This window comes from Hyperthermus butylicus DSM 5456, from assembly GCF_000015145.1.
Taxonomy (GTDB): Archaea; Thermoproteota; Thermoprotei_A; order Sulfolobales; family Pyrodictiaceae; genus Hyperthermus; species Hyperthermus butylicus.
Window position 1 is genome coordinate 1,496,787 of sequence record NC_008818.1, and the last position, 13,716, is coordinate 1,510,502.

The following is a 13,716-nucleotide window of genomic DNA, read 5'->3' on the forward strand; positions in this document are numbered from 1 at the left end:
CTGTGAGGTGAAGCTGCTGCCATGTACATTAGCCTTCTTGAATAAACCAGCAAACTAAGTGCACCGAATGCTACTCCGCTTGAAGCCATTACAATTACCCACAGTGGATTGTATTCTAATGCTAACACAACCGCTAATGATAATGATGACATCAGTATTATTGTGAGAAGCAAAGTGTGGTTCCTCATTTTCTAGCACCTTCATGCTCGTCAAGAATATGTATATGTTTCTCCACCTCTACTATTGCCTCACCGTATACTTTCGATAGGAACGCTCGCCCTTAACACCTGATCCGGTGATCCCACCGCATATATTATTCTTATTAAGTAGTACTACAACATCTGTGTATTTCTCCAGCAACAGGGATCATGGCTTGTTACATTAACCAGTTTCGTCTTTGATATCTCTCCTAGCAGATATGAGAATTCAATCTTGCCATGGGGATCTATGGGTGCTAAAGGCTCATCTAATAATAGAATTATAGGATCGTAGAGTAGGGTTCTGGCAATGAATACTCTCATTAATACTCCACCACTTAGCTCCCAGAGCCTCTTTCCAAGGACGTCTCTCGTTAATCCAGTCCTGCGTAGAACGTCATAGAGTTTTTCCTTGACATCACTTCCCTCACTTAGTCTAGGCCAACGGCGCGTGAATAGGGCTCTAGATGAAAGGAAATCGTACACCGTCATGGGATTGTACCTAGATATTGGAGACGTTGTGGCACATAGCCAATACACTCACCCGCAATGCTAGGATCGCCAGTAGCTTCACTTCCACATACTCTGACTATTCCCTTAGTCGGTTTGATGAGTCCTGCCATAATTCTTAGAAGGGTAGTCTTACCAACACCGTTCGGTCCAATAACCTGAACTAATGCTGGACCTTGTATGTTTATGTTAATGTCTTCTAATATGGGCTCGCCATCAACCGAGTAGCTTGTGTTAATCAGTTGAATCTGCATTCTCCTCTGACCGTGCACAATATACAATGAAATCAAACTATTTATGCACACATCAATAGCCTTGCTACGTCTCTCATGGTTGCTCTGAAGAATACGCCCCGCACCCTGCCATAGATGCGGAGGTACGCCTTGGGTATCCCTACTGTAGAGCCGTGTAGCGCTGCTCGGGGGCGATATAAAGCTGGCACCCGGGCCGGAGGGCTGGAGGCCTTCCAGGCTATGGCTTGTATTCTGGGCAAGGAGTAAGACCCGCGGGCCGTCTCGTGTGACATGTCTTGGGGGCCTGGCCGTGGGGTCTCAGGGTGCGCCAGCAGCCTGGGATCCAGGTAGGCTTGGCGGCAGAGCTGGTAGGCTTCGCGCTCTCGCCCGTCTAATCCGTATCGAGCACACACTGTTCAGCCTACCGTTCGCCTATGCTGGCGCCCTCATAGCCTGCCCGGAACGCCTCGATGCTAGAACAGTTGTGCTCATAGCGCTCGCAGTGTTTGGTCTTAGGACGGCAGCTATGGCCTATAACAATATCGCGGATCTCGATATTGACCAGCTGAACCCACGTACGAGGCACAGGCCGCTGGTGATTGGGGTTGTCAGGATCCGCGACGCGTGGCTCCTAGTTTTCGCTGGCTCCCTGCTATACTATGCCTCGGCTGCGCTGCTCAACCGCTACGCGCTGCTTCTCAGCCCGCTGCCCTGGCTCCTAGCCATGAGCTACCCTCATGCCAAGAGGGTGCACTGGGTTCCACACATCCACCTGGGCATAGTCCTGGGCCTCGTTGTGTTCGGCGGCGCCGTAGCTACAGCCGGCATGGAGGCCACTGGGCTAATAGATGTTCTCCGCGCTGTGCCATGGCTGCTCGTGGCTGCTGTAACGCTATGGGTTGCAGGCTTCGACACATACTACGCAATAATGGATCTGGAGTTTGACCGCAAAATGGGGCTGGGCAGTATACCTGCAAGGCTAGGCGTAAAGGGCGCATTCGCGGCGAGCAGGCTCATGCACTGCGCTACGGCGATCCTCCTAGCCTGGAGCATCCACGCCTATGGGCTCGGCGTCATAGCAGCTGCCTCGGCCATCATTGCTATCGGCTTGCTGGCGTACCAGCACCTGCTCATCGCCAGGAAGGGCCTCGGCGCGATACCCGAGGCCTTCAACACAAACCTGCTGCTAGGCCTGGTCATAAGCCTCGGAATCGCGGCTGACGTGCTAGCCAGGCTGGCGTGAAGGAGGAAGGGGAGGTGTTGTGGCGGGCCGGCCGGGATTTGAACCCGGGACCTACGGGTTAAAAGCCCGCCGCTCTGCCAGGCTGAGCTACCGGCCCAGACCCCATCATTCCTCCTCCCCACGTGCCCTGGTTTATTAGGATTGTTTGCCATGCCCCTTGAGGAGGCTCGCCAGCTGCCTTGAGAGCATTGAGGCTAGCTTGTGTGCTGTGAATAATGGCTCAGGCTGCCTCGTGTGTAGCTGAAGGCTGCACGTCAGGCTCCACGCCTCCCCCGTTTCCATGCCGTAGCTCGCCAATAGCAGCTCCCCCTTGGGGCACGGCATCTTGGATAGCTTCGACCAGACCTTCTCGAGCAGCTTCAGCCTAGTCCTCCAGTCGGGAAAGTGTAGCTCAAGCGCTCTCCTCACCGCATCCCGGTTCGGAGGGTACCAGTACACAACTATGACGGGCACGCTTGTCTCCCTGTGGAGCGCTTCGGGGTCTAGGATGTTGAAGCCTGCATAGATGTTCGTATCCAGCAGTACCGCCTGCAGCCTATGCCTCTCCATAGCCCTCGCGACTAACTCTGCTGCCCTAGCGGTAGCGTCTAGACCGTCAATGGTTAGCATCGCCGTGTAGGCGCCACAGGGGCATAGGCTGCTACCCCTCCAGCAGTGGACCGCCAGGACTGCTATCGTTCTCCTCCAGCCCCTCTCGAAGAAGCCGTCGTCGAAACCTGCTATGCAGGCCTGCATGGCTAGCGCTTCTCCTCCCGGTAGGCGTCTAGGCCTGATGCGACGAGGTAGTAGCCTATGGCTGCTGCTAGCAGGCCCGCGAGAACATGCCTTGCGTAGAGTAGCGCAATGCTTGCTGCTAGGAAGGCTAGTCCAGAGCCTACGAGTAGTGCTGGAAGCCCAGACCGGGCCACGGCTGCCACCAGCCCTGCTGCGGGGCTACTCCTAGGGCGCAAGGATCCGGGCTATCTCGGCGTCTACGCCTAGTAATAATGCTGCTGCAGTGTATGCAGCCATGTAAGCTACTAGCCTCGCCCTAGGCTTCACCTGCACCGCTATGCCGCCTGCTGCTAGACCCGCTAGGACTGCGGCAAAGACTGCTGGCTCGCTGAATACGGGGATCATCGTGGCAGTATAGACTACTACTTCGAGTATGTGCCAGGGCCTTAGCCTTGACGGGGGACGTAGAAGGGGCCTAGGCGCCGAGGCAAGGTAGGAGATGGCGGCGGCAACGAGGGCGGCGGCAAGGTAGGCTGAGCCCTCCGCGCCAGGGTGAGAGGCTAGTATCGCTGCGTAAGGCTGCACCATCGCCAGCGCATGTGCCGCGAGGGATGCGTGTAGCGCTGCGAGCCCGGAGAAGGCTATGGCTAGGAGGAGGCTCTTCGGAGGCTTGTAGGGGGGCTGGAGTCCGGGCCCCGGAGCAGCTAACGTCAATAGGGCTATGCCGGCGAGCGCCGCCACTGTCTCGGGCCTGGACTCCACGGCTGCCGCAGTCAGCGCTACCGACAGTGCTGTGAGCAGCGAGAGCCATAGCCTCCCCACAGCTGCTGCCGCCGCTGCCACAGCCATGCCTGCTAGCAGCCAGGGCGCGGGGAGAACAGTGTAGGCTAGCACGAGAAGGGCTAGCGCAGCTGTGGGGACGGCGAATCCATGGGCTATGCGGGCGATGCTATCAGCCTCCAAGCCTCCCTCACGAACTGCCCGCCGGGGGCCAGGTATAGTCTTGCCCCTGCCCCGCCAAGAACGCTGGAGGCCCTGCCTGCAAGCCTTACCGCAGCCGTGCGGGCCAGCCTGGAGGCCTCTGCGTCGCCCACCGGAAGAACCACTACGACCACCGCGTTTAGCCCCGCGAGACACGAAGCCATCTCCTCGAGCCTGGGCTGGACCAGGGCGTGGGGTCCGGTGAGTACTAGGAGCAGCATGCCCCTGGGGAGCAGGGTTCTAGCCTCCTTGACGGCTCCGCAGAGCCCCCAACCGCTATGGGTTAGGGTCTCGATGGGGTCTAGGCTTGAGAGCTGCGTGAGGAGCTGGTGGAGCCTCTCCCCAGCCCTGCCTGGCTGCACTGTTAGCCAGACATCGCCGCGGAGCAGCGTGTAGCCGAAGACGCCGCCTAGGCTGGCGATGCTGCGGGCGAGCGAGGCTGCAAGCCTTGCAATATGATCTCCCGGAGTGTCCCCGGGCTCTCCCGCCCAGCTGTAGCGGGAGAGGTCCACTAGCATGTGGAGCCTCGGCTGCAGCTCGGAGAGGTCCTCGCGGACCATTAGCCTCCCGACCCTCGCCGTGGCGGTCCACACGATTCTCCTCGGGTCGTCGCCTGGCTGGTACTCCCTCACCTCGTAGAACTCAAGGCCCACACCATGCACGAGCCTCCTATAGGCCTCGAGGAACCCGTGCACCGGGCTCGGGGCACACGGCTCGGAGAGGCTTGCCACTGGCACCGTCTTGATGCTTGCTGGGGTCCTAACCGTGCGACGGTAGACAAAGAAGCCCAGTGGGTCCACGACATCCACGGTCAGCTCGCTGAAGATGTGTAGCCCTGGAAGGGGCTTCACAGTGTAGGTGTAGGCTGCAGATGCGCCTGGCAGCAGCGAGACACGAAATACTGGGCTCTCCTCAACCCTAACCCTTGCCGGGATAGCATCGGTCACCACCGCCTCGGCGCGGAGTCTCGACGCGTTGTGTACACGGATAGTCACCTTGACCGGTGCGCCCTCATAGGCTGTCTCTGGCTCCACACTCCTCTCAAACATTAGGCCTAGCGCTGCCCTGGAGAGGGTGTAGGCGTAGCCGAGGCTCCAAGCTAGGATCCCCGAGAGGAGGACCGCAAGGCTGCCCGTTAGCCACGGGTAGACCCCGGCATAGCTGGCTATGAGGAGGGCTGTTATCGACGCGGCAGCCAGGAGCGCCTTTGGCGTCGGCTCTACGGGCAAGAACCCTCTGGCCCTCCCTACGGGGGCTCCACACGCTCCAGCACCGAGTCTATGATGTCGTCCACAGTTACGCCTGCAAGGCGGGCCTCAGGCCGCAACACTATGCGGTGGAGTAGGGCTGGCCTAGCAGCACGCTTGACATGCTCCGGCGTTACGTGGTCGCGGCCCTCTATGAGTGCCAGAGCGCGGGACAGCTGCATCATCGCTATAGCTGCTCTCGGGGAGCCGCCGAGGAGTACGTGGGGACTCCTACGGGTCTCCTCGACTATCGAGGCGATGTAGAGCTTCACATTGTAGTCAACGTAGACGTTCCATACAGCCTTCCGCAGGAAGAGGAGATCGTCGCGGCTAGCGACGGGCCGTACGGGCCATTCCTCCTCTATGACGCGTACACGCTCCATTATCTCTACGAGCTCCTCCCTCGAAGGGTAGCCGACGGGTATCTTCGCGAGAAACCTGTCTACCTGCGCCTCGCTAAGCGGGTAGACACCCTCCGACTCGACAGGGTTCATTGTAGCTATGACGGTGAATGTGTCGGGTAGCCGGAACGTCTTACCCCACACAGTGACCTGGCGCTCCTGCATAGCTTCCAGCAGCGCGCTCTGCGTCTTGGGGCTCGCACGGTTAATCTCATCCACCAACACTATGTCGGCGAATATGGGTCCCCTGACAAACTCGAACCTCCCATCGCGGTAGACGAATGTGCCTATTATGTCTGAGGGTAGGAGGTCGGGGGTGCACTGAACCCTGCTGAACTCCACGTTGAAGGCTGAGGCCACGGCACGGGAGAGCAGTGTCTTGGCCACACCCGGCACACCTTCGAGCAGCACGTGGCCCCCAGCAGCTATTGCCGCGACCATCAGGTCTACGACGTTGCGTTTCCCGACGACAGCCTTGCTAACCTCCTCCACGACACGCTGTATAATCATGCGCGCCCTATCGAGCACGACACTGGACTCACTCACAGCTCCATGCCCTCACAGGATCTGGCACAGTGCGGGGAGGATATACGCTTACCACAACACTAGATCCACGAGGCATGGGGTGTGAGGAGGCCTGCATCGGGGAACCCCGCGTGGGGATGCCCGGCTTCACCTGCGGCCGACCCCTAGCAGTTCTCCCAGCACCTCACGGTAGACCGGTAGCTGCCAGCAGTATCCTGCAGCGCACACCTTCCTGTCCTGGAGGGGCTTGGCTTCGCCGCTGTAGACAACGTCGTGGGCCTCGAGCAGTTCTAGGAGACGCGGAGACGCTGCATCAGGTCCCTCTTCCACAGCCCTAGCAAGCTCCTCTTGGAGTCCACGGGCCTCCAAAAGCCTTGCAACTCTCCGCAGCCTAGCCGCAATAGCGCCCCGCCAGAACTCAACATTCCACAGGTACCGATGTGCCAGCAGCACGAGCTCTCCAGGGTTGCCCTGAGTCAGCTCCCAGAAGCCGTGAGCGTTGAAGCCTTGAGGAGCCCCGAGTCTCCGGGCTAGCTCTGCATAGGATGTAGCGTCTATGCCCTCGACAAGCACGGGCTCAGCCACCCCACGTAGCATACGTGCGCCTAGAGCCCGGCCAGCCAAGAAGAAGGCTACAGAGACGGCACCACGGGCTACCAGGCGTTCAGCGAGCCCAGCTAAACCCTCTGCAAAGCCTCTGAGGCTCTCCCCGCCAAGCACACGGTCGACATGATCCACGACAACCACTATCCTGAGCCCCTGGGCTGGAAACCCACCAACAACCACGGGCAGTGCTAGAACCATGCCACGCCCCACTGGGACGTTAGGCGATACGGCTGCGCGGAATCTTGCAACCAGCAGGGGGGTCCCAGAAACAGCCAGGTCCTCCCTCTCACCCTCAAACCCATCCACATAGGCCACAGCATACCCCGAGACGTGCGCGAGGCTGCTGATAAACCAGCGGAGAAGACTCGACACGCCAACACCGCGGGGGCCATAAACGTAGTAGACCCCGCCACCGGCGGCAAGGCTGAGCAGCTCGCGCAGCTCGGCGGAGCGGCCCAGCATTCCGGCCTGCACGGCTACACTGGCCCCTACAGCGCTACGTGGGCAGTGCTAGGTCTACTAGTGGCCTGAGCTGGTTGTAGAGCTTTTCCAGCCGATCCCTCGGGATGAAGGCTGAGGCTAGTTCTGCTGCCTCGCGCCGGGAGACTATGCGGAGCCGGCCATAGGCTATGTATGAAGCGGCAAATAGTATGAGTGCAGGGACAGCGGGGACCGAGGCGAGCCTCGCAGCTGCGGCCAGCAAGGCTGGCATAGCCACAGCTACCAGAAGCTTTCTGGGCTCAACCCTTAGCTCCAGCTGCCTAGCCACATACACCGCCGCTAGCCCCGTGTATGCTTCGAGAGTGTATGCTATAGCTGCTCCCAGGCCTCCATAGAGGCTTGCAAGTGGCGCGTAGAGGATTATCCTTGGCAGGTTCTGAGCAAACCCCATGCCTGCCACGGTATGGTACCGGTTTCCTGCATAAGCCAGGCTTGACACCGCAGTATAGAACACCATTGCCGGCGCCGAGGCTGCCAGGATGCTTAATGCTGTAGAGGCTTCACGGTAGCTCTTCCCGAGCAGGCCCAGGACGAAGCCAGGATATGCTACTATGTAGGCTGAAACAGGCATAGACAGCGCGAGCGCTATGCGGAGCGACGCTGATGCCAGCTCGCCTCTACCATGCTCGACACCGCTTAGTACCGGGAGGAGCATCGAAGCAATACTCGTACCTATCGCTGCTGCAAACCCCGCTATCATCACAGCGATATAGTAGTGGCCCGTCTCCACGCTCGTCGAGGAACCGTAGACGGCTAGTACGCCGAGCCACTGACCGGCAAGAACCATTACGCCGGGGAGCCAGGAGGCCAGCCCTGCCGTAAGCACCTCCCTCAGCGCCACCGGGTCCACGGCAAGGCTTATACCAACCATCCTAGCCACGTAAGCCGCCGACACGATTAATATGACGAGGCTCATAGCGGCAAACCCAGCCACCGCGCCAGCCCACCCGAACCCTAGAACTACTAGGCCTACACCCACAGCTATGCGGGCAGCATTACCAGCAAGGAACGCTAAAAGCTGTAGATCGGTCCGTAGCAAAGCCACGAGCATTGATACGAAGAGGTTTGTAGAGGAGAGCGCTACGAGCAGGCCAGCTGCAGCAAGCATTGCCGCGCTATAGCCTCCAAAGCCGCCGCAGCAAGCGGCATAGAGGACTAGTATGGCGCCTAGGGAGGGATAGATCGCTGCCAACGGGATTACCGTGCTCCAGAAGTAGCGGGAAGCACAGCCGCGGAAACCGGCAGCCATCAACATACCTCTGCAGGCCGGCACCAGCGCCGAAACTGAGTACGCCAGCTACCAGCATGGAGAAACCTACAACAGCTGAGGCTGTACCAACAGCACCGGGGTCAGCAATTATGGATACGAGCAACCAGAAGATGAAGCCCGCAAAGCTGTTCACGAGACTAGCAGCGTAGAGGAATATCCCGCTGCGAAACACTGTTGCGAGCCCTTGCACCATTAGCCGACAGCCTCACCCTCCATAGCCAGCCTAAGAGGGCCATGCAGCCCCCCTTAAAAGAAGATAAAACTACGCCGCCATGGATGAGCCATGCGGAATATCCTAGACCGTAACTCTACATAGAGCATGGACTACATACGTAGCAGCTCTGCGAGCAACGAAGCTGCCAGGACAGCAGTGAGTATGGCAGCTATCCTCTCCGGCTTTGCCCGGTTAAGGAGCCTAGCCGCAACCGGCAACGAGGCTAGCACACCCAGCACTAGCATGGCTGTGTAAGCTGGCTCTGTATAACCAGCCAGGGTGTAGGGTGCTGCGACAGCCATGAATGCTGGCCGTTTCGCCGCTGGAACTAGTGCTATGGCGCTCCGCAAGTCGATGCCTGCAGCCAGCTGGGCTGCAACCATTATTATACATAGCCTCCACCCAAGATTGCCTTATCCACGCCAGCAAGAACCCCAAGAGCTGCAGCCATGGCTACTGCTTCTCTCCGACCCTGCAGGATTCGTACGGGCTGACTTGCCGTGGCGGGCTAGGAGCAAGAGTGGCGGTACGAGCGTGGCGAGGGCCAAGGCGTATGCCATGTGTGCTTCGCGGATGCTGAGCCGGACTGCCAGGGTTGATGCTGCTAGCGCCGCTGCCGTGGATGAGGCCGCCAGGACTACTATGACTCTCTTGGCATTGTCTATTGCTTCTGGTGCTATGTTGCCAGCCCGTCTATGCGCCATGAGCGCCGGGATTATCGTTAGGATCTGGACTGCTGCCGCTGCCGCCGCTACAGTACGTGGATCCCGGCCAAAGACTACGACCAGAATTAGGCTCGCAGCTAGCCCGAAGCCGAGCCCGAGCCCGTAGTCTGCCAGGCCTGCAGCAATGCCTGCCACCAGCCACACTGCAGCCTCGACAGCCTCCACGACGTGTCAGCCCATTAATTACATATAATTAAAAAGCCGGGCCATACCTCCCCCTAATAATATTTAATTAATGCGCTCTTACCAGCTCCTGCCCTCTAACCGGGGCCCAACCGGTATGACCGACCAGCCTCGAAGAACGAAGTACACCACTGTCTCGATACCCGTGACGCTCTACGAGAGGATTAAGAGGCTGATAGAGGGAACAGGGTTCACCAGCGTCTCACAGTTCGTGACCTACGTGCTGCGAGAGGTCGTGGCTGAGATGGAGGAGGAGAAGCTCCGGAGCGAGGCTGTAAGCGAGGAGGAGAAGAAACGCATCATAGAGAAGCTCAAGGCCCTAGGTTACCTCTAGCCGGTGGAGGTGCATGAATAATGGTCTCCCGTCCTCACGGCGGCAGGCTGGTCGACCGCACGGTCTCTGATAAGAGGAGGGAGAGGCTAAGGGAGGAGGCGAGAGAGCTACCCGCTATCCGGCTTACAGCCGGGCTAGCAGCTGATGTTGCCAATATAGCGCATGGCGTGTATAGCCCGCTGGAGGGCTTCATGCTGCAGGAGGACTACCTGTCAGTGCTGGACGAGATGAGGCTAAGCAATGACCTCCCCTGGACCATACCGATCATCCTCGATGTCGACCCAGGAGAGATAGCGGGGGTCAGGGAGGGCGACGATATAGCATTAGTGTATAACGGCAAGCCGATAGCGTTGATGAGGGTTGAGGAGATATACGGGTGGGACCGGAAGGAGTATGCTGCCAAGGTGTTCAAGACCACTGACCCCGCACACCCAGGCGTCGCAAAGACCATGAAGAGGAAGGAGCTCCTCATAGGCGGCCCGATAGACCTCATCGAGGACCCGCCAGAGCCGTTTGAGAGGTACCGGCTCTGGCCCAAGGAGACACGGGTTCTCTTCAAGGCACGGGGCTGGAAGACCATAGCAGCGTTCCAGACGCGTAACGTGCCACACCTAGGCCACGAGTACGTGCAGAAGGCAGCACTCACATTCACCGACGGCCTGTTCGTAAACCCCCTGGTGGGCTGGAAGAAGCCCGGCGACTACCGCGACGAGGTTATAGTCGAGGCTTACCAGGCGCTGATAAAACACTACTTCCCCGTGGAGAGCGTGGTCTTCAGCGTCCTGAGGATGGAGATGCGCTACGCCGGGCCACGCGAAGCAATACACCACGCCATCGTCAGGAAGAACTTTGGAGCAACACACTTCATAGTTGGAAGGGACCACGCAGGCGTGGGCAACTACTACGGGCCATACGAGGCCTGGGAGCTGTTCCGGGAGTTCCCCGACCTCGGAATAACGCCGCTCTTCGTCCGGGAGGCCTTCTACTGCCGGAAGTGCGGCCAGATGGTTAACGAGAAGATATGCCCTCACCCCGAGGAGTACCGGGTGAGGATTAGCGGGACGAAGCTCCGGAGGATGCTGCTGGAGGGGCAGAGGCCGCCAGAGTACATGATGAGGCCCGAGGTTGTAGACGTTGTTCTAAAGCATCCCAACCCGTTCATAGAAGGGGACGAAGCATTCCAAGAATAATCCTCCAGGATGAGGGCCCGCGACACCACGAGAGCCCTCACCAAACCCCTACCTACCCTGTTCCGAGGAGCTCCCGCGACGATATTGTTTCAATGCGCCGACCCAGCAGCTCCACCACGGTCTTCTCCATACTTCTCACACGCTTCCTGAGCTCGCCATCATCGGTCACTAGTACAGCGTCAAGCATACCGGCAGCCACCACGTAGGATGCATCGTAGAACGTTATGCCGAGTTCGTATGCCACCCTAAGCGTCTCAAGGCTACTTGCCTTCACGAACCGCATGCGCTCAGAAACCCTTAAGACGGCTTGCAGAAGCTTTAGTGCATCCCCAGCACTTATCCGTCTAGTAGCTTAGCCTCCTTCCAGACAGCATTGCCCACCTCGTATAGTGTTAGGTCGAGCAGATAACCTCCCTCAAGAACTGCCAGGGGGTCAACGCTGCCGCGGATAATGTTTAGCAGCGCCGAGGCGTCAAAGAGTAGCCTATCTCTCCTCACGGCTCTCCCTCACAAGCCTCACAATCTCCTCGGGAGGTATCCCCTCCAGGATCCGCCTGGCCTCTCCCAACAGTCTGCGCAACTCGGCATCCTCTCTACGCTTAACCTCCTCCTCAAGCGCCTTGCGTACAACCTCGCTGATGTTTATCCCGTATCTCTTAGCCTTCTCATAGAGCTCACGGCTAATCCGGGCTGAGACCACAACAGAACCCATCAGCAATCCCCAACCGTAATACATTCGCACGTAGCACGCTATAAGCAGTACAGACCGGCAGAGGGCAACGCAGCAAGAGAAGGGAGGCCCAAGCTTCCCTTCTCCTCCAGGTACGCGTAGAGCCGGTTACTGCGACAGGCAATGCTATAATTGGCTTTGAGCCCTTCTGGCAGATGACGGGGGCGCTGAATTTTGGCTAGGAAGGTCTTCATACTAGGCCTGGACTCTATGCCTCCCAAGGTGCTCTACGAGGGTATGGACGGCGGGGGGTTCCAGTACCTCCGGCGAATAGTGGAGGAGTCTAGCCGCTACATACTCGAAACATGCCACCCACCGATAACCGTGCCAGCCTGGATGGTCATGTTTACGGGTAAAACGCCCGGAGAGCTCGGGATCTACGGGTTCCGCCACAGGAAGCCCGGAGAGTTCGGCTACTACATAGTAAACAGCAGCTACATCAAATACCCGACAATCTGGGATGAAGCCGGTAGGAGGGGGCTACGCGTAGGAGTCTACGGAGTACCACCAACCTACCCGCCGAGACCGGTGCACGGCTTCCTCGTAACCGACTTCACCACGCCGGGCCCCGAGAAGCCCTACACCTTCCCCCCATGGCTGCGCAGAGAGCTGGAGCACGTCGCCGGGCCAACAGTATTCGACATAGTCTACCGTAGCCATGACAAGCAAAGGGTCGCCAGGGACCTCTTCCACATGCTTGAAAACCATCAACGCCAAGTAGAGTACCTCGCCACAAGGAAGCAGTGGGACCTCTTCATATACGTGGAGATAGCTGTGGATAGGGCGCACCACGCGTTCTGGAAGTACTTCGACAAGAGCCACCCACGCTACACCGAGCACCCCGAGTATAGCAGGGTCATACCCGAGCTCTACAGGAGAATCGACGAGTGGTTTGAAAAACTCCACAAGAACCTGCCAAGGGACACAGTGATAGTCATAGCTAGCGACCACGGGATAAAACCGATGAAGGGCGCATTCACGATAAACCAGTGGCTCATGGAGCAAGGCTACCTAAAACTAAAGGTAGACCCTGGCAAGCTAAAGCCAGGCACCGACCTCGAGGAAGACATGATCGACTGGGAGCACACGATAGCGTGGGCCTGGGGAGGCTACTACAGCCGAGTATTCATAAACCTGAAGGGGAGAGAAAAACGCGGCACCGTAGAGCCAAAATACTACGAGGAAACCGTGAAGCAACTCAAGCGGGACATCGAGAAGATAACAGGACCCAATGGGGAGCAGTGGAGGAATATGGCCCACCAGCCAGAGGAGCTATACCCCATAGTACGGGGCGACGCGCCAGACCTCATGGTGTACCTCGACAACCTAGACTGGAGGCCAGCAGGAACACTAGGCTGGCAAACAATGTACCTCCCGGAGAACGACCGAGGCCCAGACGACGCCGTACACGACTGGCACGGAGTACTAGCAATCTACGACCCCGAAGGCACAATAGACAGAGGCGACAAGGGGGTAATTGGCATCGAGAAAGTATACAATCTCCTACGGGAAACGCTCATCTCCAAAGACTAGCCCAAGCCTTTACAGTACTACACATCACTACCATCCATGAACGCGACATCACAATACGGCAAAGTGTGGGCGAGAATAAGTAACCCTAGCCTCGTTCAGCTGGTAAGCCTGGTGTGGAAGGCTTGACAGAATACATCGAGGTACGTATACCGAGAGACCTATACGAGAAAGCAAAGAAGTTCGTAGAAGAGCAGGGCGGCTTCCAGAGCGTCGAGGAGCTTGTAGAGTTTCTCCTAAGGGAAGCGCTACTAATAGAGGAAGCCGGAGAACAAAAGATAAGTAAAGAAGATGAGGAAAAAGTGAAAGAAAGACTTAAACAACTGGGCTACATATAGACCCGTACCCTCAAGCAGAAAACGTTAGCCAGATTTATTTCTAA

At 58.2% G+C, this 13,716-nt stretch carries 20 protein-coding genes and 1 tRNA gene; 5 read left to right on the top strand and 16 right to left on the bottom strand.

The features are described from left to right. Positions 1-332 precede the first annotated feature (332 nt). Both HBUT_RS10085 and HBUT_RS10150 read right to left on the bottom strand, forming a co-directional pair. Positions 333-689 (bottom strand): ATP-binding cassette domain-containing protein, encoded by a 357-nt coding sequence (locus tag HBUT_RS10085; RefSeq protein WP_052287775.1) that lies wholly within the window; start codon positions 687-689, stop codon positions 333-335. Continuing rightward, complete coding sequence (locus tag HBUT_RS10150; RefSeq protein ID WP_052287776.1) at positions 686-961, bottom strand: ATP-binding cassette domain-containing protein; 276 nt, start codon at positions 959-961, stop codon at positions 686-688. The genes HBUT_RS10085 and HBUT_RS10150 overlap by 4 nt, the downstream gene beginning before the upstream one ends. Positions 962-1,250: 289 nt before the next feature. Here HBUT_RS10150 and HBUT_RS07795 point away from each other — a divergent pair, with 289 nt between their 5' ends. Further along, on the top strand, positions 1,251-2,183 hold the full coding sequence (locus tag HBUT_RS07795) for a 4-hydroxybenzoate octaprenyltransferase (RefSeq protein ID WP_011822629.1): 933 nt from the start codon (positions 1,251-1,253) through the stop codon (positions 2,181-2,183). Positions 2,184-2,203: 20 nt separating this feature from the next. On the opposite strand, the gene HBUT_RS07800 is transcribed toward HBUT_RS07795, so the two are convergent. The 11 genes from HBUT_RS07800 to HBUT_RS07845 all read right to left on the bottom strand — a co-directional run bounded on the left by HBUT_RS07800 (position 2,204) and on the right by HBUT_RS07845 (position 9,532). After that, positions 2,204-2,280 (bottom strand) — tRNA-Lys (locus HBUT_RS07800). Positions 2,281-2,318: 38 nt separating this feature from the next. Beyond that, positions 2,319-2,918, bottom strand: coding sequence for an endonuclease dU (locus HBUT_RS07805; RefSeq protein ID WP_011822630.1), 600 nt, complete (start codon positions 2,916-2,918; stop codon positions 2,319-2,321). Positions 2,919-2,920: 2 nt separating this feature from the next. Further along, a complete protein-coding gene (locus tag HBUT_RS09635; RefSeq protein WP_153801432.1) occupies positions 2,921-3,091 on the bottom strand; it encodes a hypothetical protein in 171 nt (56 codons plus the stop codon). A gap of 31 nt (positions 3,092-3,122) precedes the next feature. Beyond that, positions 3,123-3,860 (bottom strand): hypothetical protein, encoded by a 738-nt coding sequence (locus HBUT_RS07810; RefSeq protein ID WP_011822631.1) that lies wholly within the window; start codon positions 3,858-3,860, stop codon positions 3,123-3,125. Beyond that, a complete protein-coding gene (locus HBUT_RS07815) occupies positions 3,833-5,107 on the bottom strand; it encodes a DUF58 domain-containing protein (RefSeq protein ID WP_011822632.1) in 1,275 nt (424 codons plus the stop codon). Before HBUT_RS07815 ends, HBUT_RS07810 begins: the two co-directional genes overlap by 28 nt. Before the next feature lie 17 nt (positions 5,108-5,124). Then, entirely contained in the window at positions 5,125-6,072 is a 948-nt protein-coding gene (locus HBUT_RS07820; RefSeq protein ID WP_011822633.1) for an AAA family ATPase, read from the bottom strand. 126 nt (positions 6,073-6,198) lie between these two features. Then, a complete protein-coding gene (locus tag HBUT_RS07825; RefSeq protein WP_011822634.1) occupies positions 6,199-7,131 on the bottom strand; it encodes an ATP-binding protein in 933 nt (310 codons plus the stop codon). 22 nt (positions 7,132-7,153) lie between these two features. After that, complete coding sequence (locus tag HBUT_RS07830; protein WP_194840478.1) at positions 7,154-8,350, bottom strand: MATE family efflux transporter; 1,197 nt, start codon at positions 8,348-8,350, stop codon at positions 7,154-7,156. After that, on the bottom strand, positions 8,274-8,621 hold the full coding sequence (locus HBUT_RS07835; protein ID WP_048061580.1) for a hypothetical protein: 348 nt from the start codon (positions 8,619-8,621) through the stop codon (positions 8,274-8,276). Before HBUT_RS07835 ends, HBUT_RS07830 begins: the two co-directional genes overlap by 77 nt. 131 nt (positions 8,622-8,752) lie before the next feature. Beyond that, entirely contained in the window at positions 8,753-9,025 is a 273-nt protein-coding gene (locus tag HBUT_RS07840) for a hypothetical protein (protein ID WP_011822636.1), read from the bottom strand. Positions 9,026-9,055: 30 nt separating this feature from the next. Beyond that, positions 9,056-9,532: a TSUP family transporter gene (locus tag HBUT_RS07845; RefSeq protein ID WP_011822637.1), complete on the bottom strand. Its 477-nt coding sequence runs from the start codon at positions 9,530-9,532 to the stop codon at positions 9,056-9,058. Positions 9,533-9,647: 115 nt separating this feature from the next. On the opposite strand from HBUT_RS07845, the gene HBUT_RS07850 reads away from it, so the two are divergent. Both HBUT_RS07850 and sat read left to right on the top strand, forming a co-directional pair. Further along, positions 9,648-9,884: a ribbon-helix-helix domain-containing protein gene (locus HBUT_RS07850; RefSeq protein WP_011822638.1), complete on the top strand. Its 237-nt coding sequence runs from the start codon at positions 9,648-9,650 to the stop codon at positions 9,882-9,884. Positions 9,885-9,904: 20 nt separating this feature from the next. Next, on the top strand, positions 9,905-11,074 hold the full coding sequence (gene sat, locus HBUT_RS07855; RefSeq protein ID WP_011822639.1) for a sulfate adenylyltransferase: 1,170 nt from the start codon (positions 9,905-9,907) through the stop codon (positions 11,072-11,074). 52 nt (positions 11,075-11,126) lie between these two features. On the opposite strand, the gene HBUT_RS09085 is transcribed toward sat, so the two are convergent. Genes HBUT_RS09085 through HBUT_RS07865 form a run of 3 tightly spaced genes read right to left on the bottom strand, consistent with a single transcriptional unit; the run spans position 11,127 to position 11,786 of the window. Further along, positions 11,127-11,357, bottom strand: a complete 231-nt coding sequence (locus tag HBUT_RS09085) for a type II toxin-antitoxin system VapC family toxin (RefSeq protein ID WP_011822640.1) — start codon at positions 11,355-11,357, stop codon at positions 11,127-11,129. Between the two features lie 53 nt (positions 11,358-11,410). Then, a complete protein-coding gene (locus HBUT_RS09640; RefSeq protein ID WP_153801433.1) occupies positions 11,411-11,572 on the bottom strand; it encodes a hypothetical protein in 162 nt (53 codons plus the stop codon). After that, complete coding sequence (locus HBUT_RS07865) at positions 11,559-11,786, bottom strand: type II toxin-antitoxin system CcdA family antitoxin (RefSeq protein WP_011822641.1); 228 nt, start codon at positions 11,784-11,786, stop codon at positions 11,559-11,561. The genes HBUT_RS09640 and HBUT_RS07865 overlap by 14 nt, the downstream gene beginning before the upstream one ends. Before the next feature lie 192 nt (positions 11,787-11,978). On the opposite strand from HBUT_RS07865, the gene HBUT_RS07870 reads away from it, so the two are divergent. Both HBUT_RS07870 and HBUT_RS07875 read left to right on the top strand, forming a co-directional pair. Next, the gene (locus HBUT_RS07870; RefSeq protein WP_011822642.1) at positions 11,979-13,337 is read left to right on the top strand and encodes an alkaline phosphatase family protein; all 1,359 of its coding nucleotides are present in this window, start codon (positions 11,979-11,981) and stop codon (positions 13,335-13,337) included. Between the two features lie 122 nt (positions 13,338-13,459). Then, entirely contained in the window at positions 13,460-13,672 is a 213-nt protein-coding gene (locus HBUT_RS07875) for a hypothetical protein (protein ID WP_011822643.1), read from the top strand. Positions 13,673-13,716 lie beyond the last annotated feature (44 nt).